Below are 19,637 nucleotides of genomic sequence, written 5' to 3'. Positions count from 1 at the left end.
CCGTCGATCCGCGCCCGCCCCTCCCGGCCCCGGTGCCGGTGCCGCCCGAGCGGTCAGAGGAAGAGGCCGCGCTTCTGGACCGACTGGCGCAGCCAGCCGTCGAGCTGCGCGGTCCAGTCCGTCCGCTCGGCCTCCGCGTAGTCCACCGTGAACCGGCCGAACGCGTCGCGTCCCTCGGTCAGCAGCCCGCCCCGCTTGTCGATCTCGAGCACCACCTGGAGCTGCTGCGGGGTGCCGACGAAGGTCAGCTCCAGCTGGTTGATCGCCCGTGCGTACTGGGGCGCCGGGTAGAACTCGATCTCCTGGTAGAACGGGAGCGTCTGCTGCACCCCGTGGATGCGGCCGCGTTCCACGTCGGCGCGGGTGAAGCGGAAACCGAGCCGTACCAGCGCGTCCAGGATCCGCTCCTGCGCGGGGACCGGGTGCACCGCCACCGCGTCGAGGTCGCTCTTGTCGACGGCGCGGGCCACCTCCAGCTCCGTCCGGAGCCCCATCGTCATCCCGCGCAGGTGCTGGCCGTAGAGATCGGTGATCGGGGTCTCGAACGGCACCTCGAAGCGGAACGGGATGTCGTGCCGCGCTCCGCTCTCCAGTCGGAACGGACTGGTGAGCCGCTGCCGCCCGAACTCCTGCGTGGTGTCGTACTCGCTGTCGCCGCTCTCGACCTCGACCCGGGTGACCAACCCGAGCGCGACGTACTCGATCTCCACGGGGTGGTCTCCGCCGACGACGTGCACCTGGCCCTCCAGGTGTCCGCCGGGACGCGCGTCGGGGTTGGCCAACACGGTCTCGACCGAGGGGCCGCCCACACCCAGCGCCTGCATCATCCGCTTGAAGACCACGGTCCCCGCCTTTCCTCCGGCGGCTCGGATGGCCGCTGGCGGGCACGGTAACCAGCGATGGCAAAGAAGTGGCGCGCGCCACATGGGGACCTAAAACACGCATCCGACCAAAGTGGTCAAACCTCCCCGCTGTGAGCTCCCTGATTCACGCCATCTGTTCGTTCTCCTCACTCCCGCTTCACGCCCGACCGTCCAAGCTGTCTCTCACCGGCACCACTCGGCTGCCGGCGCACGCGCCACTTGTCGACGCGGGGAGGCGACTGAAGGTGGTTCCGCAGATGACGAAGAACGAGCTCGACCCGACCGCCACCGCCATCGAGCGCGAGGGTGTGACCGACCTCGACGCCACCGATGAGCGGGGGATCTCCGCCGACCTCGTCCGGGCGTACCTGAACGGCATCGGCCGGACCAAGCTGCTCACCGCCGTCCAGGAGGTGGAGCTCTCCAAGCGGATCGAGGCGGGCCTCTTCGCGGAGGAAAAGCTCGACGGCGACGCGTCGCTGTCGGCGCAGCTCCGGTCAGACCTGCGGATCGTGGTCGCCGAGGGACGCGCCGCGAAGGACCAGTTGCTGGAGGCCAACCTGCGGCTGGTGGTGAGCATCGCCAAGCGCTACACCGGACGCGGCATGGCGTTCCTCGACCTCATCCAGGAAGGCAACCTCGGCCTGATCCGCGCCGTCGAGAAGTTCGACTACGCCAAGGGCTACAAGTTCTCCACCTACGCCACCTGGTGGATCCGCCAGGCCATCACCCGCGCCATGGCCGACCAGGCCCGCACCATCCGCATCCCGGTGCACATGGTCGAGCAGGTCAACCGGATGGTGCGGGCGCGCCGCGACCTCGCCGCCACCCTGGGCCGCGAACCCACCGTCGCCGAGGTCGCCACCGCGATGGGGGTGCCCGAGTTCCAGGTGATCGAGCTGATCTCCTTCGACCGGGAGCCGGTCAGCCTCGACCAGGCGGTCGGCGAGGACGGCGAAAGCGCGCTCGGCGACTTCGTCGCCGCCGTCGACCCGCGGCAGGAGCCGGCGGACGCGGCGTCGCAGGGTCACCTCCGCAACGAGGTGGAGATCGTGCTGGCCACGCTGTCGCAGCGCGAGCAGGCGGTGATCCGGCTCCGGTTCGGCCTCGACGACGGCCGGCAGCGCACGCTCGACGAGGTGGGGCGCGAGTTCGGGCTCTCCCGCGAGCGGATCCGCCAGATCGAGAAGGTGACGTTGCTCAAGCTCCGCGACCCGGAGCGGGCGCAGCGCCTGGAGGCGTACGCCTGCTGACACCGCGACGAAGGGCCCCTCTCCGGTGAGGGGCCCTTCGTCGTCACAACCGGCGGGGACCCGTGTCGGGGCGCGGCACGTCGGCCCCGACGTGGACGCCTGCGTGCAGCACCGAGAGCCCCGTCGAGCGGACCAGCACCGGATTGAGCCGCAGCGCCCGCACCTGCGGATGCTCGTCGACCAGCCGTCCCACCCGCAGCAGCAGATCGGCCAGCGCGTCCCGGTCGACCGCCCCCGCCCCCCGGTAGCCGTGCAGCAGCGGCGCCGCCCGCGGCTCGCCGATCAGCGCCATCGCGTCACTGTCGGTCAGCGGCGCCGCCCGCCACGCCCGGTCGCCCAGCAGATCCATCGCCACCCCACCGAGCCCGAACCCGACCACCGGGCCGAACGTCGGATCCTCGACCATCTCCACGACACACGCGACGCCCGGTTCGACCATCGGCTGGACGAGCACGGCGCCGCCGAAAGCACCCGCCATCTCGCCGTAGGCCCGCTCGACCGCCGCGTCGGACGGCAGATCCAGCCGCACCGCGCCGAGGTCGAGACGATGCCGGAGCCCCTCCACGGCCGCCTTCAACGCGACGGGGTAGCCGAGCCGTCGGGCCGCGGCGACGGCGGCCTCGGCGGAGTCGGCGACCTCGGCCGGGACGACCTCGATGCCGTACGCCTCGAGCAGCCGCTCGGGCGCCCCGTCGACCGGCGCGAGCCGGACCACGTCGGGGTCCACACCGGAGAGTTCCGGCAGCACGCCCGGGGGCCGCCGGAGCCACTCCGCGTACACCGCCACCCGAGCCAGCGCCCGGACCGCTTCCTCCACCGACGGATACGACGGCACCCCGGCCGGCAGCCGCCCGGCGAGGAAGGTGGCGACCGTCGGCTTGTCCCCGGCGAGCGCCACACTGCCCAGCGCGGAGGCGAAATCGGCGTCCTCGTCGACGTGCTGGCCCGGCAGCGGCGGCGCGAAGACCACCACGAGCGCGTCGACGGAATCGTCGATGGCGGCCTCGGCCAGCGCGTCGGCGAACTCGTTCGCGCCGGACTGCGGCCCCACGTCGCGCGGATAGCCGGCCGCGACGGTGAGCCCCTGCGCCTCGCAGGCGGTGCTGGCGAGCCGCACCAGCGCCGAGGAGTTGCCGACGATCCCGACCCGGTCGCCGGCCGGCAACGGCTGGTTGGCCAGCAGCACTCCGACGTCGAAGAGTTCGGGCACGGTATCGACCCGGATCACGCCGGCGCGGGCGAAGAGCGCGGTCACGCCGGCGGCGTCCGGGCCGGCCACCCCGGGCACGCCGGGCAACGCGCCGGCGGCCCGCACCGGCGAGGCGACCGTGACGACGGGCTTGGTGCGTCCGATCCGTCGGGCCAGCCGGGCGAATTTGCGCGGATTTCCGAAGGTCTCCAGATAGAGCAGGATCACGTCCGTGCCGGGATCGTCCTGCCAGTACTGCAGCAGGTCGTTGCCGGAGACGTCGGCCCGGTTACCCGCCGAGACGAAGCTCGACAGGCCCAGCCCGCGCCGGTCCGCCTCGGCGAGCAGCGCCACACCGAGGGCGCCGGACTGGCTGAAGAACCCGACCCGGCCGGCGACCGGCAGGCGCGGGGCGAGCGTCGCGTTCAGCCGTACCCGCTCGTCGGTGTTGGCGATGCCCAGGCAGTTGGGGCCGACGACACGCATGCCGGCGTCGCGCGCCGCCCGGATCAGCTCCTCCTGGGCGGCCGCGCCGGACTCCCCCGTCTCGGCGAACCCGGCGGAGACGACCACGACGCCGTGCGTGCCGGCCGCGCCCGCGTCGGCCACCACGCCGGGTACGGCGTCCGGCTGGACGGCGACGACCGCCAGGTCGACGGGGACTGCGGCGTCGGCGGCCCGGCGGTAGGCGGGCAGGCCGGCGATCTGCGACGCGGTCGGATGGATCGGGACGACCTGGCCGGTGAAGCCGCCGTCACGCAGGTGCCCGAGGAGCGCCGCGCCGACTCCCTGGCCGGTCGCGCTCGCTCCGTACACGGCGACGCCACGTGGCGACAGCAGCCGAGCGATCGAGGCGGCCTCGGTGCGGTGTTCCCGCCGCCACTGCACCTCCAGGGACTGCTCGGTCGGCGCGATCGGGAAGCTGAGGTGCACCACGCCGTCGGCGTACTGCCGCCGGATCTGGTAGCCGGCGTCGGCGAAGACCCGCAGCATCGGCGCGTTGGCGGGGAGCACCTCGGCGACGAACCGGACGATCCCCTCGTCACGCGCGGCCGCCGCGAGATGCTCGAGCAGCACGGAGCCGATGCCGCGCCCCTGGTGCGCGTCCTCGACGACGAACGCCGCCTCGGCGTCGGTCGCCTGCGGCCCGAGCCGGTCGAAGCGGCCGACCGCGCAGATCCGGTCGCCGGCGAGGACCACGAACGCCTCCCGGTCGTGGTGGTCCACGGTGACGAAGTGCTGCAGGTCGCGTTCCGGGATGCGCGGGTACGGCGAGAAGTAGCGCAGGTAGCGGGTGCGCTCGGAGAAGCGGGCGTGCATCGCCACGATCCCCTGCGCGTCCTCCGGCCGGATCTGCCGCAAGTGGACGGTCGTGCCGTCACTGAGCAGGACGTCGGCGGAACGGTCCCGTCTGGTCACCGGTGATCAGTCCCTCGGGTCGTGTGGGTCGAGCCCGTGCAGCGGGAAGACGGCGCGGCGGGTGGCCATGATCGCCCGGTCGGTCGCGTCGGCCGCCCCGTCCGGCTGCCAGGGTTGAAACGAGACGTCCACGTCGTCGGTCATCCGCAGCGGCACGTCATGACCGGGGCGACGGATCTGTGCGAGCTTGCGCCAGGTGGGCGGGGTGAGCGTGGCCGGGTCGAGCGGGTCGCCCGTCGCCGCGGCGAGCAGGTGCGTCCACGCCCGCGGCACCACCTCCACCAGCGCGTACCCGCCTCCGCCGGTGGACACCCACCGCCCGTCGCAGAGTTCGTCGGCGAGCGACCGCAGCGCCAGGTAGGTGGCGCGCTGACCGTCGACGGAGAGCCGCAGGTCGGCGAGGGGGTCGAGTCGGTGGCTGTCGGCACCGCACTGGGTGATCAGGATCTGCGGCCGGAACGCGCGCAGCAGGGCGGGCACCACCGCGTGGAAGGCCCGCAGCCAACCGGCGTCGCCGGTGCCGGGCGGCAGCGGCAGGTTGACCGCGGTCCCCTCGGCTCCCGGGCCGCCGGTCTCCTCGGGGAAGCCGGTGCCCGGAAAGAGCGTCAGCGGGGTCTCGTGCAGGCTGACGGTGAGCACCCGGGGCTCGTTGTAGAAGATCTCCTGCACGCCGTCGCCGTGGTGCACGTCGACGTCGACGTACGCGACCCGCTCCGCGCCGAGGTCGAGCAGGCGGGCGATGGCCACCGCCGGGTCGTTGTAGACACAGAAGCCGGCGGCCCGTCCGGCCATGGCGTGATGCAGCCCGCCGGCCACGCTGACCGCGCGCCGCGCCTCGCCGCGCCATACCGCCTCCACCGCCGCCAGGGAGGCGCCGGCGATCAGCGCGCTCGCCTCGTGCATCCCCTCGAAGACGGGATTGTCCGGGGTGCCGAGGCCGTACCCGGAGAAGAACGGGTCGTGCGGGGCGGCCCGCACCGCGTCGAGGTAGTCCGGGCGGTGCACGCGGGTGAGCGCGGCGTCGTCAGCGGGGGTCGGGGCGACGACCCGCACGCCGGGCCGGTCGAGGACGCCGAGCTCGCGGGCGAGCGCGATGGTCAGCTCCACGCGCACCGGGTCCATGGGGTGCTCCCCCATGTCGTACCCGAGCAGCGACTCGTCCCACACCACCACCGTGCCCTCCGACATGGCGCCATCGTCGCACGGTTGCCCGGGGGCGGCGATCACCGTGGCGGCGGGCGGGTTCGGCGCGGTCAGCGCGGCGGGTAGGTGGCGACGGGCCGGGCGGGGTCGGTGATCCAGTCGCTCCAGGAGCCGACATAGAGGGCGGCGTCCGGGCGGCCGGCGAGGTGCAGCGCCAGGACCGCCTGCGCGGCGGTGACACCGGAACCGCAGTACGCGCCGACGCGTACCCGATCGTCGACACCGACCTCCGCGAACCGTGACCGCAGCTGGTCCGCGCCGCGGAACCGGCCGTCGGCGTCGATCTGCTCGGTGATGGGCAGGTTGACCGCGCCGGGGATGTGGCCGGCGACCGGATCGATGGGTTCGGTCTCCCCCCGGTAGCGGGGCGCCGCCCGCACGTCGACCAGCACCCCCTCGCCGGCGGCGAGCCGGGCCGCGCCCTCGGCGTCGAGCACGGGAAGACCGCCGGGACGCACGGCGATGTCGCCGGTCGGCGGCGTGGGCACCTCGGTCGTCACCGCTTCGCCGGCGGCGACCCAGGCGGGGTAGCCGCCGTCGAGGAGCCGTACCGCGTCGTGCCCGGCCCAGCGCAGCGTCCACCAGACGCGCGCCGCGGCCAGGCCGTCACCGCCGTCGTAGACCACGACCGGGTGGCCCGTCCGCACCCCGGCCGCGCGGAGCGCCGCCTGCAGTCGCGCCGGGTCGGGCAGCGGATGGCGGCCGCCGGGCCCCGGCGGGCCGGACAAGTCGGCGTCGAGGTCGATGAAGACCGCGGTGGGCAGGTGCCCCGCGGCGTAGTCGCCCCGCCCCGGCGGGCCGGCGAGCCGCCAGCGCACGTCGAGCAGGGTGGGCGGGGCCGCGGACCGCAGCTCCGCGGCGAGGGCGGCGACATCGACGATCAGATCATCGGGTACGGGCACGAAGTCCAGTGAACACCATGCTGCGCGCGCCTCCGCAAAGGAGATCTCCGGCGATTCGTCGACGGCTGTCTCTCCTCGCATCAAGGTAGGATCGGTCACCGGGAGGCCAGCACAACGTGAAGCATGACCTTGTAGACACCACCGAGATGTACCTGCGCACCGTCCTCGAGCTCGAAGAGGAAGGTGTGCCGCCGCTGCGCGCGCGCATCGCGGAGCGGCTGCACCAGAGCGGGCCGACGGTCAGCCAGACGGTCGGGCGGATGGAGCGCGATGGTCTGCTCACCGTCGAGGACGACCGTCACCTCCGACTCACCGCCCTCGGCCGCGCGCACGCCGTGTCCGTCATGCGCAAGCACCGCCTCGCCGAGCTGCTGCTGGTCAACGTCATCGGGATGCCGTACGAAGAGGCTCACGAGGAGGCGTGCCGGTGGGAGCACGTGATGAGCGACGCCGTGGAGAAAAAGGTCTACGAGCTGCTCAACCGCCCCACCCGCTCCCCCTACGGCAACCCGATCCCCGGTCTGGAGGCGCTCGGCACCTCTGAGCTGCCCACCTCCGAGGGAGCCGCGGCGGCCATGGAAGGCGAACGCAATCTGGCCTTCCCCGGCCTTTCCGGGCCGGTCGTGGTGCGCCGGATCTGCGAGAGCGTGCAGACCAACGCCGACGTGCTGCGCCAACTGCACGCCGCCGGGATCGACCCGGGGGCCACGGTGACGGTGGCGCAGGAGCGCGACGGAGTGACGATCGACCGTTCCGGCGACAAGATCCGGCTGCCGCGCGAGGTCGCCTCGCGGGTCTTCGTCGCCGGGCACTGAAACACGGGCACCGCGCACGGCCGGGACCTCACGCCGGGACCTCACCACGAGGTGTCACCGGGCGTTGAGCCCGGTCACATGCCGGCGTAGTCGATCTGCTCCGCCAGCGTGACCAGCTTCGGGGTGAGCTCCGCGGCCGACGTCTGGTCCTGTCCCTGCGCGAGGGTGTAGCGCAGGCTCATCAGACGGTCGTCACCGGTCAGCCAGCCCACCTCGACGCCCGGCCCCTGGCCCTTGACCGCGGGCACGACCACCCGGTAGGCGGCTTTTCCGAGCCCCTTCACCTGCTGCGCACCGCGCGGGACCACCTCGTCCTTGAAGATCGCCGCGTCGGCCGAGGTGGCCGTGACGGAGAGGACGAGGTCGGGACGGGCCTCGGTCTTGCCCCGCGCCAGGCAGGTGAAGGTCTGCTCCTGCTGGGTGGCCACGGAGACCTCGAACCGGCTGCCCGTCGTCTGCTCGATCATCCCGAAGTCGAGCAGGTAGCACGCCCCGCCGGCGGCCGACGCCGGCACGTCGTCGACGATCGGGGCAGGGCGGTGCGGCTTCGCCTCCGCCTCGGCGCCACAGCCGGTGAGCAGCAGCGATCCGACGCCGATCGCCCACAGCCGGGTGCGCACAGTGTCCTCCCCGATACGGCCGGAAGTCGAAAGCGGCGGATAGTTCGTCGGACACCGTACGGCCTCTCCGCGGGCAGCGAAACCCCGCCGTTGACGCGGAGAGCACGGCTATCGGGGCAATCGGGCCACAATGTGCTTCGCGATCTCGAATGCGCTGGTGGCAGCTGGTGACGGCGCATTCAGCACGTGCACCTGCCGCGCCCGGTTGACGATCAGGAAGTCGTCGACGAGCGCCCCGTCGGGGGCGATCGCCTGGGCGCGGACGCCTGCTCCGGCCCGGATCAGATCCGCCTCGGTGATCGCGGGCACGAGTCGGGCGAGACTCTGCGCGAAGCGGCGCAGCGAGAGCGAACGGCGCACCTCGGTCAGCCCGTACCCCAGATGCCGACGCGCCAGCCGCCACAACCCCGGATACGCGGCGAGGTCCGCGACGTCGCGCAGGTCGATCCGCCCCCACGAATAGCCCTCGCGGGCGAGCGCGAGCACGGCGTTGGGCCCGGCGTGCACGCTGCCGTCGACCATCCGGGTCAGGTGCACGCCGAGGAACGGAAAGCGCGGATCGGGCACCGGATAGATCAGCCCCCGGACCAGCTCCCGCCGCTGCGGGCGGAGCTCGTAGTACTCCCCGCGGAACGGGATGATCCGCGCTGGCGGGGTCACGCCGGCCAGCCGCGCCACCCGGTCGGCGTGCAGTCCGGCGCAGTTGACCAGCACATCGGCGTGCAGCTCGCCGGTGGTGGTGCGGACCACCTGCTCCCCGCCGCGCACCGCGATGCCGGTGACCCGCGCGCCGAACCGCAGCTCTCCGCCGGCCCGGCCGATGAGCGCGGCCAGCGTGCGGCAGACCTCACCGAAGTCGGTGATGCCGGTCGACGCGACGTGCAGCGCGGCCCGGCACCGCACGTGCGGCTCGTGCTCGCGCGCCTCCGCCGGCGTGATCATGCGCACCCGCAGGCCGTTGGCGACCGCCCGCTCATGCAGGGCCCGCAACCGGGGCAGTTCGGCGTCGTCAGTGGCGACGATGAGCTTCCCGGTCACCTGCACGGGGATCCCGTTCTCGGCGCAGAACCGCACCATCGAGCTGCGGCCGGCGCGGCACAGCCGTGCCTTCAGGCTGCCGGGGCGGTAGTAGACGCCGGCGTGGATCACGCCGGAGTTGTGCCCGGTCTGGTGCCGCGCCGGAGCGGACTCCTTCTCCAGCACCGTGACCTGGGCGTCCGGCTGCTCCGACAGGATCCGCCGCGCGGTCGACAGCCCCACGATGCCGGCGCCGACCACGACGTACCGGGTCACGCCGGCCATGGATCGTCGACGTACGGGCAGTGCCGGCAGCCGCGGCCGCAGCAGGTGCCGCGCCGGGCCAGGAAGGCGGCGGTGAGGACGAAGAGGCCGGTCCGCGGGTCCGGATAACCGCTCTGCCCGGCGGCGAGCGCACGCTCGTGCGCGGCGAGGATCTCCGCCCGGCGCGGATGGTCGGGGGCGAGTCGGGCGGGATGCGGCTCGCTCAACGGCCGTGCCGCCAGCGGCCGGCGCCGCCCCTCCTCCGCGCTCATCGGCCAGAGCCTACCCAGCCCGCTCCGGATGCCCGGCGGCGTCGCACGCATGATCCGTAAGATCAGGTGCCGTGACCGATTACGCCCTGCTCATTCTTCCGTCCGCCAACCGGGTCTACGCCGAGACGTCGGTGCGGCTGACCATGAGCGAACTCACCGTCTTCAACCGGCAGGGGCTGGACGGCCGGATCGGCGACATCGCCGAGGAGACGCTCGGCGGGGTGCCGTACGTGACGTTCCGGGCCGACCGGCTCGACGAGCGCGACATCGCGCTGCTCTCGAACCTCTCCTCCCTCTACGCCCTCTACGCGCGGGAGGGCGAGCTGCTGCGCCCGCTGATCCTGCGCCCGATGGACCGGTTCGACAGCGACCTGCTCACCATCCAGAAGTACGTCGGCAAGACCAACGAACAGTTCACCAAGCTGCTGCTGAACGCCACCGTGCTCGCGACGGACGTCGGACGGGAGATGACCGAGCGGCGGCTGCGCGTCATCGACCCGCTCTGCGGGCGCGGCACCACGCTGAACCAGGCCATGATGTACGGCTATGACGCGGCCGGCCTGGACAGCGACGGCAAGGACTTCGACATCTACTCGACGTTCATCCGTACCTGGCTGAAGAACAAGCGGCTCAAGCACAAGGCCGAGGTCGCGGCGATCCGACGGAACAAGTCGCAGGTGGGTCGCCGGTTGCACGTGGTGCTCGGCGCGACGAAGGAGGAGTACCAGGCCGGGGAGGTCATCGACATCTCGGTGATCCACGCCGACACCCGGCGCAGCCTGGAGTTCTTCAAGCCGGGCAGCTTCGACGTCGTGGTGACCGACGCGCCGTACGGGGTGCAGCACGCCAGCCGGGGCCAGCAGGGGCAGTTGTCCCGTACCCCGACGGCGTTGCTCGCCGAGGCGGTCCCGGTCTGGGCCGAGCTGATCCGGCCCGGCGGCGCCCTCGGCATCTCCTGGAACACCATGGTCGGCCGGCGGCCGGAGTTGGTCGGGATACTCGCGGACGCGGGGCTGGAGGTGGTGGAGGGCGAGGGGTACGCGGACTTCCGGCACCGGGTGGATCAGGCGATCGTCCGGGACCTGATCGTCGCCCGCCGCCCCTGATCGCTCCCCGTCGATCAAGGACGTATTCACGCTTTGTGATCTCCAATCGTGTGAATACGTCCTTGATCGACGCGCCTTTCCCTGATCGAACAGGGCGGCGTCAGTCGGTGTGGAAGAACGTGCCGTCCCGCGCGACCAGCTGCGCGGCGGGGCGGGGCGGCTCGACCGGACGCTGGTCGGTGAAACCGGTCAGCGTGCCGGTCACCTCGACGCGCGACGACTCCTGCCCCATGCTCGACACGGCGAGCCTCCGATGCAGGTAGACGAGGCGTCCAGCCCCATCCGTACCCAGGTCCATGGTGATCCAGACATGGCCCAGTGCCAGATGGCCCCAGCCGAAGCGCGCCGTTATTCCGTCGCCGTAGGCGGCCGCGCTCACCGGCACGCGGACCGTGTAGCACCGGTCGGCGCGAACCTCGACCGCCCCGGGCGCGCAGCTCGTGTTCGCGGCGGCGTCGGCGAGCCCGGCCACCGCCAGGTTGACGAAGGGCGACGCGTCGTCGACGCTGGGCAAGAGCAACGCCCGCTTCGTCGGGTCCGTTGACCGCCACTGCGGCGACGGCGGCATCGACTCCCCGGGCACCGGCGTCACCGGCTTCTTCAGCCGCGTCAGATCCGTACGTCCATCGTCGAGGTAGAGCCGCGTTCCCCGGCTCTCGTGCTGGATCAGCGCGTCGCCCCGCGCGAAGGACACCGATCCGATGGCCCAAGACGTGGACAACGCCCCCTGCTGCTCGACGCCTTCGCTGTAGCGCCAGGTCGCGGCCGGGGTGGCGAGCGTGTCGCGAACCGCCGCCCGTACCGCCGTCAGACTCGCCCCGTCCGCGCCCGGCAGGGCCGGCGCCGTGGCCTTCTCGGCAAACGCCGCAGGCAGCGGCAGCGGGTCCGGCCAGGCCGGGCCAACCGAGTGCCACCACGCGGGCACCGAGTTGAGCCGCCATTCCTTGCCGTGCTGCACCAGGCCGTACGTGGCGCGGTAGTCGCCGCCCCACGGCTGCTCCCACCCCCCTTTCGCGACGAGCCGATAGCCGAACCGCCCCTGGTAGACGACGCGCAGGTCATCACCGCCCCGCCCGCCCTCCAGCGTCAACTGCTGCGGCCCGACCGCCACACCGGGCGCGACCCAGTCCACACCGCCGCAGTCCCGCTCGGCCTTCTCCGTGAGCCGCGGTTCGAGCCCGCGCCGCACTCGTTCGCCGTCCTTCGCGCCGAAGCGCCGCAACAGCGCCGTCGTCGCGTAGCGCTTGCTGGGACTCGCCGTGGTCTCCGTCGCGCAAAGCCATCTCGGGTCGCCGTGCGCCTGCGCGAGATAGGTCCCCAGCCACTCGACGGCGCTCGTCGCGTCGACCCGGCTCACCCGGCCGACCCCGGTGGCCGGCACGGTGACGTTCGCGACGATGGCCCGCCCGACGCTCTCGACCGTCGACATCGGCGCCGCCTCCGCCGTACGCAGCCCCGCCGATGGCGCGATGACTGCGGCTGCGGTGATGACGGCTGGGCGCGGCACCGGAGCGCACGCGGCGAGCAGGGTCACAGTCAGCGGGGCGGCAACCAGCGCCACGGTGAGCCGACGGATGCGCAACGAGCCTCCAAGGTCCGGTTACCCCTTCCATCGGCGAAGGAGAACCCACCTTGAGGTCCGTACCGTCGTGCTCAGAAATGCGCCTGGAATATCCCGTTCGGCCCCGCCGAGGACGAGACCCGATCGGCGGCCCGCCGCCCGTGCCGAGCGGCTAGCGGCGGCGTCGCCCGCGCGGCCGGGCCGCGGTTGAGGGCGCGGCGCGCGTGACCGAGGCGGGCCAGTGCGCGGGACGGGTAAGCGACGGCGGGACCGTCGTCGCCGCGTCCCCCTTGGCCGCCTCGAGCTGGGGTTGGGTGAGGAACATAGTCGTGCCAAGGTTCGTTCCCCGCACGTCGGCGGCCCGGAGATCGGCCCCGAGGAGATCCGTCCTGCGCAGATCCGCGCCCCGCAGATCCGCCCCCAGCAGGTAGGCGCCGCGCAGGCTGGCGCCGTGCAGGTCCACCCCCCGCAGGTTCGCCCCGATCAGGTCGGCACCCCTGCGGTCGCGCGCACGGTCACGGACCTCGGCGCGCACCACCTCGCTGACCCGCGCCAGCAGCAGGCCGACCTCCTGCCGATACGCGGTGGCGTCGAAGCGAGCGAGCTCGTCCGCGCCAGTGTCGGTCAGTCGTACGGTGCGCTCCCGGGCGCCGTCGACCTCTTCGCGCAACGGGCCGGCCGGCAGGAGCGTCAGTGCCTCGATCAGATACCAGAGCATCTCCCGGAGCTGGCGCATCACCGTGAACACGGTGAACATGGACGTCGCGATCGTCGGGGTCTGTCGCCAGTCCCGTCCACCGAAGGTCATCTGAGTGACGTGCTGACCAGCGCCGAAGCAGTCGAACACGGCGCAGCCCGGAAAGCCCCGCTCGCGGACGCTGTCGTGGATGCCGCAGCGGAAATCCGCGAACAGGTTCGGGCACGCCTGCCCGGCCGGCTTGTCCACTGCGAAGTCGGCCGAGGCCGAGAAAGCCGGGGCAACGCAACACAACCCGGCGCAGCTGCCGCAGTCTGCCCGCAGGTCGTCCCGCCCGTCGACAATGCTCGCGGGTTCGCCGGCTCGATCGGACATCGGCCATCCCTTCGCGGGTCGGTAGGCGGTCCACTCCCCCGGCGCTACGCGGAGCCGGGTGTCGCGGACTAAGGGTAGTGACGGACGATTCCTCAGCTCATGGGTGGGACCAGAGTGTGCGGCTGCCTTCCCTCATTGTCAGGAGAACCGGCCGCGGCGGGCGCCCCGAACCGTGCGAGGTAGTGCCAGACGCGCTTGAGCGCCTGCTGGTCGAAACGACCCGTAAGCGCGGCGTCCCCGATGATGCGGGGGTCGAGGTGCCCATCGACCGCGATCTCGGCGCCCAGGTCGACGTACTCCTGGCCGCGATAGTCCGGGTGACACCGAAGCTCCGCCACGCTGAGCCGGAAACCGGGGTGCCATTCGACCGGGCACGGCAGGCCGACGGCGGCGGCTTCGACCGCGGTGCCACGGTAGCTCGGGTCGAGCACCAACGCCTCCACGTGCCGGTGCAACCGGACGGACCCGTGCACCTGCGCCTCGATGTAGTCGTCGAGGGCGTCGCGGTCGTCGGCGTCGGCCAGTTCGATCAGCGACATGCCGGCCGCGACACCGAACGCTGACGGCTCGAAGACGCTGTCCGGGTAGCAGAACGTGGCGCGCGCGAGCGTGTCGGCGGTCAGCCGGAAGTGCGCGGAACCGAACCGCGGCGCCCCGCCGACAGGGTTACGCCGGAAGTTCAACGCGCCGTAGACGGGCCGCTCGTGGTCGAGGGCATCGTCGTACGCGCCACCGAAGATCCGGCTCTCCCAGCGCCACCGGTCCCCGCCGGGATAGGCGGTCAGGCCACCGTTGCTGGCCCCGGTCACGAACTGCGAGTGGTACACGCCGTCCTCGGCGAGTCCGAGCAGGATCGGCCGCTCGCGCACGAGGCGGTCCGGGTGGAAGTTCAGGGTCACCCGCAGCGTCGAGTCGACGGCCGCTCCCGACGACAGCGCCGCCACATGGCAGAGGGCCCGCTCCTGCGGCGACCGGGAATTGTCCGCGCTCACCGGAGCAGTGTCCCCGAAGCGGCCCCCTCGGCACACGAGGTTTTGTCGCGATCGTTGGCACTCCAACCGCGGTTGGCGCCGTACGCGGTGGTGTAAACGCGGTGTCGAGCGACCGAGGTCGACGGTAGTCTGCCGCGGCCGCCCGCGGTCGGCAGATGATTCCCGCACAGATTGGCAGCATCAGTGACGCAGCAACTGACAGGGCCGTCGGGAATCGAGATAGCTGAGCGCCGGTCGCTATGGCGCAGCAGAAACTTCTTGCTGCTCTGGAGTGGTCAGACCGTCAGCGAGCTGGGCACACGGATTTCCAGCATCGCCGTCCCACTCCTTGCCGCCAATGACCTCGATGCCAGCGTCTTCCAGATCTCCCTGCTGACATCCCTGGCATGGCTTCCGTATCTGCTGTTCTCCCTGCCCGCCGGGATTCTTGCCGATCGGGTCGACCAACGAAAGCTGATGATCATCTGTGATCTGGGCCGGATGGCGCTCATGGTGTCGCTACCGCTGGTCGCGCTCGTGTGGGAGCTGACGCTGTGGTTCCTGTACGTCGTCGTCGGGCTCTCCGGTGTCCTCACCGTCCTGTTCACCGTGGCCTACAAGAGCACGCTTCCGCGACTGGTGGAGCCTCATCAGCTCGTCGACGGCAACGCGAAGCTCGTGATGAGTCAGGATTTCGCCGAACTCGTCGGTCCGACGGTCAGCGGCCTCCTGATCGGACTCGTCGGCGCCACCCGGACATTCGTCAGCAACGGATTCGCCTTCCTCGTCAGCGCGGTGACGCTCTGGCTGATCCGGGAGGCACCGGCCGAGCGGGGAACGCCGCCGGCGGACGGTGAGCGGGTCCCGCTACGAGTCGAGATGACCGACGGGCTCGCCTTCATCCGCAGCCAGCCGATCCTCGTGAAGATCCTGGCCTGCACCACGACGTCGAATTTCTTCGTCATGGCATCGGGCTCCATCGAGGTCACCTTCATGCTGCGGGAGCTGCATGCCTCGCCCCTGATGGTCGGCCTCGTCTTCTCCGTCAGCGCCATCGGCGGTCTGGCGGTCGGCGCCGTCGCGAACCGCCTGTCCAACTCGATCGGCACCGCCAGGGTGATCTGGGTGGCGATGGTGGCGCCCGGGCCGCTCTACCTGCTCATGCCCTTGGCGCAGCCCGGCTGGGGCGTGTTGCTCTACGGCGTCGGCCTCGCCGCGTTCTCCGGCAACGTTGTCCTGTACAACGTCGCGTCGATGTCGTACCGGCAGCGCATCACGCCACCCGATCTCCTCGGACGGGTCAACGCGTCGTTCCTGTGGATCTGTTACGGGGTGATCCCGCTCGGTGCCCTGTTCGGCGGCGCACTCGGATCCCAGCTGGGCTTGCGGGCAGCATTGTGGATCTTTGTTCTCGGCACGTGGAGTGCCGCCTTGTTCGTCGTCTTCTCGCCACTTCGCACGATGCGGGACATGCCGGCGGTCCCCTGAACCTCGTGCCCGGACAGCGCAACGGGGAGCCGGACAATGTCCGACTCCCCTTGCGCGCCATCGGCATGTGGTCAGCTGTTCCTGGGGCGTTGGGGGATCTTTCCCGTCTCGCGATTGTCTCCTCGAGATCGCGAAATCTCCCGCTCCCGAGCCCATCATGCAGGACATATTCACGGTGCAGTGGTTGACCGCGCACGGATCGCGGCAGATCAGAATTCCGACCGCTCCAGCCGGGCGCTGATCTTGCAAACGACACCGTGCACGATGGCTCGGCGCATGAGGAAGACTGGCGGGCATGGCTGACTTGGGCGATGCGAAGGCTGCCCTGCACCACTACCTCCAGGCGACTCGCGAAGACCTGATCTGGAAGCTCGACGGGCTCAGCGAACGCGAGGCCAGACGGCCCCGCACCGCGACCGGCAACAACCTGCTGGGCGTCATCAAACATTGCCTCAACGTCGAAGCCGGCTACTTCGGGCCCACATTCGGGCGCGAATTCCCGACGCCTGAGGAACTGGTCCCCATGCAGGCGTTCGAGGAGGACCCGCAGGCAGACTGGTACGCGCAGGAGGACGAGACGAAGGATGGGCTGATCGACCTGTACCGCCGTGTCGGGGTGTTCGCGGATCAGACGATCGAACAGCTACCGCTCGACGCGCCGGGGCAGGTGTCGTGGTGGCGGCCGGGTGGACAGGCCGTGACGCTGCACAGGATCATCATCCACGTCACCTGCGACCTCGCCCGTCACGCCGGGCACGCCGACCTGATGCGCGAGCAGCACGACGGATCGATCGGCTGGCAGCGGGAGAACACCAACATCCCCCACGACTATGACTGGCCGGCGTATGTCACCAAGCTGACGAAGCTGGCTGACCGCTTCGGATAGCCGCCCCGTCCCCGTCGGTACAGTCGGTGAGTTCAGCATCCGCTCTTCAGCAGGACCGGACGCCCAGTGCCACAGCCGGGTCAACACTCCGTAACGCGCGGGTCGCGGCTATCAGCGGACGTCGATTCGCGTGAGAACATGCGTCCATGAGCAGCGACGTGGCCCCCGATGTGAGCGCCCTGGCTATCAACGTCACGATTCCGGAGGGGCTCCGCTGGACCGACACTCGACGCGGTGAGGAGTTCACGCTCACCACACTCAACGTCCGGCTCCTTCCCGACGGGCGCCTCGCGGCGAAGGCCTACGGCCGGCCGACCGGCGGTGGCCGCGGCAGCTACGTCTCGTTCCCCGTGCCCGACAGGCCCGAGCTGGTGACCCTAGTCGCCAAAGCTGCCAGCCGCGCCGGCGCGCTGTGGGCCGCCCACGGCGGTCTCAGCTGAAGGTTCGACTGCTGTGATGCGGCAGGCGCGTCGACGAACCAGCTCGTAGGCGCACGTCGCGGTCCGACCGCCGTCGGTTACATCGACGTAGCGACCGCCCCTGAGCGCTCACCAGTCGCGGCCGCCTGGCGGTGCTGGTGCGGCACTCGGGCCGCCCGCGGTCGGGGTCGGTCGGTAGCCGAAATAGGCGTCGAGTGCGGCGGCACCGGTGAGCATGGCGCGGCTGCGGGCCGAGAGGCGGGCATGCCAGTCTCGCAGCATCGATTCAAGGGGTGCGATGCCTCCGGCGGAGCGGACTTGGGCGATCAGCGGGCCGATCTGCGCCAGCAGGTAGCCGCCTCGTCTGAGCTGGTGGATGAGTAGGGCGTCGCGCACGTCGGCCGCGCTGTAGACCCGGTAGCCCGTTTGCGGGTCGCGGCGCGGTTGGACCAAGCCGGCGCGTTCCCATTTGCGCAGGGTGGCTGGGCGGATGCCGAGCCTTCTCGCCAGAGGACCGACGAACGTGTCGCCGCGTTCTTGCGGTACGGGACTGAGCTCGTGAAGCGCGGCTTCGACGGCCTGGAGGGTGCGGCGGTCATCGAGAAGCTGGGCGTGACTTTCGTCGATGAGCCGGAGCGCGTCCTCAGTCGCGCCCCGGTTGATCGCCTGCATGATCAACGTGGCCGCCTGGTGACCGTGTCCGGGCACGAGGGCGAGGAACGCGCGCAGCGCTTGCGCGTGCAGCGGCGTGTAGGTGCGGTAGCCATGCGGAGTGCGTTCGGCGCCCGGAAGGATCCCGGCCGCCTCGTAGTTCCTGATCGCCTGCGTGGACAGACCGTGCGCGCGCGCCAGGTCAACCGGCCTGAGCCACCCACTGTCTTGAGGGTTTTGCCTCACTGTCCTGCCAACATCGAGGATAAGTTTCAACCGTTGGTTCAACGATACCGTTGAGGGTATGACTATCAAAGACGCCGCCCATGTCGTCGACGCTGCCACCGTCATGGGCTTGCTCCCGACCCGACCGCGGCTGCTTGGCTTGGGTGAGCCCACCCATGGCGAGGACGTTCTGCTCGACCTGCGAAACGATCTCTTCCGGCAACTCGTCGAGCACGAGGGCTACCGGACGATCACGATCGAGAGCGACTGCATGATGGGCCGGGTCGTGGACGACTACGTCACCTCGGGCACGGGCACCCTCGACGAGGTCATGGCACGCGGCTTCAGCCACGGCTTCGGCGCGTCCGCGGCCAACCGCGAGCTTGTGCGCTGGATGCGCGCCTACAACGAGGGCCGGCCCGTGTCAGAGCGGCTGCGCTTCGCCGGTTTCGACGGCCCACTGGAGATCACCGGCGCCGCGAGCCCCCGACAGGCCCTCACCGCACTCCACGCCTACCTCAGCACCTGGGTTGACGCCGACCTGCTTCCCTGCACCGCCGAAACGCTCCACCGCCTGCTCGGCGCCGACGACCGATGGACCAATTCCGCCGCCATGATGGACCCGTCCCAGTCCGTGGGGCAGACGCCCGAGGCCAAACAGCTGCGGCTGCTCGCCGACGACCTGGTGGCCCTGCTTGACACGCAGACGCCACACCTGATCACGACGTCGCTGCGGGACGACTGGGACCGGGCACGCATGTACGGGCGTACCGCCGCCGGGCTGCTGCGGTACCACTTCTGGATGGCGGACACGTCACCGAGCCGCATGGCGCGGCTGCTGGGCGCGCGGGCGACGATGATGGCCGCCAACCTGCTCGCCATCGCCGAGCGGGGCCCGGCGCTGGTGTACGCCCACAACGCGCATCTCCAGCGGGACAAGAGCAGGATGCAGATGTGGGAGGGGCCGGTGGCATGGTGGAGCGCCGGGGCGATCGTCAGCGCCCAACTGGGCGAGGCGTACGCCTTCATGGCCACGGCCCTCGGCACGATCCGCCACCACGGTGTGGAGACCCCACCCCCGGACACCATCGAAGGGATCCTGTACGCGCTCCCGGAGGACCGATACGTCGTTGACGCCCGCCGACTGGCCGCCATCCTCGGCGACGTGACGCCCGCTCCCCGCGTGTCCCCCTGGTTCGGCTACTCCCCGCTGGACCCGGCCCGCCTGGCGAGCAATGACGGCATCGTGTTCGTCAAGGACGCCCGGCGGAGCTAGCTCCCTCAGCGTTCAGCGCGGCGACCACCGGCAGCGTGATCGTCGCGACGCCTGTCGGCGATCTCTACGATCTGCGATCTCAGTGATATCGCGCGGTAGCCCAGTGACCGGCGGCCTCCGCCCGATCTGACCGTCAGCGGCAGGCTGCCGAGGCTCATCTACGAG

The 19,637-nt window shown here is 71.2% G+C and carries 18 protein-coding genes; 7 read left to right on the top strand and 11 right to left on the bottom strand.

The genetic code is table 11. The features are described from left to right. Positions 1 to 53: 53 nt before the first annotated feature. Positions 54 to 842: a sporulation protein gene (locus tag AB0J06_RS07950; RefSeq protein ID WP_357425891.1), complete on the bottom strand. Its 789-nt coding sequence runs from the start codon at positions 840 to 842 to the stop codon at positions 54 to 56. Positions 843 to 1,120: 278 nt separating this feature from the next. Here AB0J06_RS07950 and sigB point away from each other — a divergent pair, with 278 nt between their 5' ends. Next, positions 1,121 to 2,116, top strand: coding sequence for an RNA polymerase sigma factor SigB (sigB, locus tag AB0J06_RS07945; protein ID WP_357425889.1), 996 nt, complete (start codon positions 1,121 to 1,123; stop codon positions 2,114 to 2,116). Between the two features lie 43 nt (positions 2,117 to 2,159). On the opposite strand, the gene AB0J06_RS07940 is transcribed toward sigB, so the two are convergent. The 3 genes from AB0J06_RS07940 to AB0J06_RS07930 form a co-directional block, all read right to left on the bottom strand. Continuing rightward, a complete protein-coding gene (locus tag AB0J06_RS07940) occupies positions 2,160 to 4,724 on the bottom strand; it encodes a GNAT family N-acetyltransferase (RefSeq protein ID WP_357425887.1) in 2,565 nt (854 codons plus the stop codon). A gap of 6 nt (positions 4,725 to 4,730) precedes the next feature. Further along, the gene (locus tag AB0J06_RS07935) at positions 4,731 to 5,912 is read right to left on the bottom strand and encodes an acetoin utilization protein AcuC (protein WP_357425885.1); all 1,182 of its coding nucleotides are present in this window, start codon (positions 5,910 to 5,912) and stop codon (positions 4,731 to 4,733) included. 65 nt (positions 5,913 to 5,977) lie between these two features. Continuing rightward, positions 5,978 to 6,829, bottom strand: coding sequence for a sulfurtransferase (locus tag AB0J06_RS07930; protein ID WP_357425985.1), 852 nt, complete (start codon positions 6,827 to 6,829; stop codon positions 5,978 to 5,980). 116 nt (positions 6,830 to 6,945) lie between these two features. Between AB0J06_RS07930 and AB0J06_RS07925 the strand changes: the two genes are divergently transcribed. Beyond that, entirely contained in the window at positions 6,946 to 7,644 is a 699-nt protein-coding gene (locus AB0J06_RS07925; protein ID WP_357425883.1) for a metal-dependent transcriptional regulator, read from the top strand. A gap of 74 nt (positions 7,645 to 7,718) precedes the next feature. Here AB0J06_RS07925 and AB0J06_RS07920 read toward each other — a convergent pair whose 3' ends face one another. The 3 genes from AB0J06_RS07920 to AB0J06_RS07910 form a co-directional block, all read right to left on the bottom strand. Next, a complete protein-coding gene (locus tag AB0J06_RS07920) occupies positions 7,719 to 8,264 on the bottom strand; it encodes a hypothetical protein (protein ID WP_357425880.1) in 546 nt (181 codons plus the stop codon). A 108-nt stretch (positions 8,265 to 8,372) separates the two neighbouring features. Further along, a complete protein-coding gene (gene lhgO, locus AB0J06_RS07915) occupies positions 8,373 to 9,566 on the bottom strand; it encodes an L-2-hydroxyglutarate oxidase (protein ID WP_357425878.1) in 1,194 nt (397 codons plus the stop codon). Next, positions 9,554 to 9,817: a DUF5522 domain-containing protein gene (locus AB0J06_RS07910; protein ID WP_357425876.1), complete on the bottom strand. Its 264-nt coding sequence runs from the start codon at positions 9,815 to 9,817 to the stop codon at positions 9,554 to 9,556. The genes lhgO and AB0J06_RS07910 overlap by 13 nt, the downstream gene beginning before the upstream one ends. 71 nt (positions 9,818 to 9,888) lie before the next feature. Here AB0J06_RS07910 and AB0J06_RS07905 point away from each other — a divergent pair, with 71 nt between their 5' ends. Further along, entirely contained in the window at positions 9,889 to 10,923 is a 1,035-nt protein-coding gene (locus AB0J06_RS07905; protein ID WP_357425874.1) for an SAM-dependent methyltransferase, read from the top strand. Positions 10,924 to 11,023: 100 nt separating this feature from the next. Here the strand turns inward: AB0J06_RS07905 and AB0J06_RS07900 are convergent, their stop codons facing one another. From AB0J06_RS07900 to AB0J06_RS07890, 3 genes are all read right to left on the bottom strand, one after another. Next, positions 11,024 to 12,505, bottom strand: coding sequence for a hypothetical protein (locus AB0J06_RS07900; protein ID WP_357425872.1), 1,482 nt, complete (start codon positions 12,503 to 12,505; stop codon positions 11,024 to 11,026). Between the two features lie 151 nt (positions 12,506 to 12,656). Next, entirely contained in the window at positions 12,657 to 13,556 is a 900-nt protein-coding gene (locus AB0J06_RS07895) for a pentapeptide repeat-containing protein (protein WP_357425870.1), read from the bottom strand. A gap of 92 nt (positions 13,557 to 13,648) precedes the next feature. Beyond that, positions 13,649 to 14,548: a DUF3626 domain-containing protein gene (locus tag AB0J06_RS07890; protein WP_357425868.1), complete on the bottom strand. Its 900-nt coding sequence runs from the start codon at positions 14,546 to 14,548 to the stop codon at positions 13,649 to 13,651. 183 nt (positions 14,549 to 14,731) lie between these two features. On the opposite strand from AB0J06_RS07890, the gene AB0J06_RS07885 reads away from it, so the two are divergent. The 3 genes from AB0J06_RS07885 (at position 14,732) to AB0J06_RS07875 (ending at position 17,341) form a co-directional block, all read left to right on the top strand. Then, positions 14,732 to 16,015 carry an MFS transporter gene (locus tag AB0J06_RS07885; protein ID WP_357425866.1) on the top strand — a complete coding sequence of 428 codons (1,284 nt, stop codon included), beginning with the start codon at positions 14,732 to 14,734 and terminating at the stop codon, positions 16,013 to 16,015. A 295-nt stretch (positions 16,016 to 16,310) separates the two neighbouring features. Continuing rightward, complete coding sequence (locus AB0J06_RS07880; RefSeq protein WP_357425864.1) at positions 16,311 to 16,901, top strand: DinB family protein; 591 nt, start codon at positions 16,311 to 16,313, stop codon at positions 16,899 to 16,901. Positions 16,902 to 17,047: 146 nt separating this feature from the next. Beyond that, positions 17,048 to 17,341 (top strand): hypothetical protein, encoded by a 294-nt coding sequence (locus AB0J06_RS07875; protein WP_357425862.1) that lies wholly within the window; start codon positions 17,048 to 17,050, stop codon positions 17,339 to 17,341. Positions 17,342 to 17,449: 108 nt separating this feature from the next. Here the strand turns inward: AB0J06_RS07875 and AB0J06_RS07870 are convergent, their stop codons facing one another. After that, entirely contained in the window at positions 17,450 to 18,217 is a 768-nt protein-coding gene (locus AB0J06_RS07870; RefSeq protein ID WP_357425860.1) for a TioE family transcriptional regulator, read from the bottom strand. Between the two features lie 58 nt (positions 18,218 to 18,275). Here AB0J06_RS07870 and AB0J06_RS07865 point away from each other — a divergent pair, with 58 nt between their 5' ends. After that, entirely contained in the window at positions 18,276 to 19,472 is a 1,197-nt protein-coding gene (locus AB0J06_RS07865; protein ID WP_357425858.1) for an erythromycin esterase family protein, read from the top strand. Positions 19,473 to 19,637: the final 165 nt, after the last annotated feature.

This window comes from Micromonospora sp. NPDC049679, assembly GCF_040659735.1.
GTDB lineage: Bacteria > Actinomycetota > Actinomycetes > Mycobacteriales > Micromonosporaceae > Micromonospora_I.
This window is presented reverse-complemented; position numbering and strand designations above follow the sequence as displayed.

Bases quoted from the DNA above. Each gene is read 5' to 3' on its own strand.
- sigB (WP_357425889.1), top strand. From the start codon at position 1,121: ATGACGAAGAACGAGCTCGACCCGACCGCCACCGCCATCGAGCGCGAG.
- AB0J06_RS07935 (WP_357425885.1), bottom strand. From the start codon at position 5,912: ATGTCGGAGGGCACGGTGGTGGTGTGGGACGAGTCGCTGCTCGGGTAC.
- lhgO (WP_357425878.1), bottom strand. From the start codon at position 9,566: ATGGCCGGCGTGACCCGGTACGTCGTGGTCGGCGCCGGCATCGTGGGG.
- AB0J06_RS07910 (WP_357425876.1), bottom strand. From the start codon at position 9,817: ATGAGCGCGGAGGAGGGGCGGCGCCGGCCGCTGGCGGCACGGCCGTTG.
- AB0J06_RS07895 (WP_357425870.1), bottom strand. From the start codon at position 13,556: ATGTCCGATCGAGCCGGCGAACCCGCGAGCATTGTCGACGGGCGGGAC.
- AB0J06_RS07880 (WP_357425864.1), top strand. From the start codon at position 16,311: ATGGCTGACTTGGGCGATGCGAAGGCTGCCCTGCACCACTACCTCCAG.
- AB0J06_RS07875 (WP_357425862.1), top strand. From the start codon at position 17,048: ATGAGCAGCGACGTGGCCCCCGATGTGAGCGCCCTGGCTATCAACGTC.
- AB0J06_RS07865 (WP_357425858.1), top strand. From the start codon at position 18,276: ATGACTATCAAAGACGCCGCCCATGTCGTCGACGCTGCCACCGTCATG.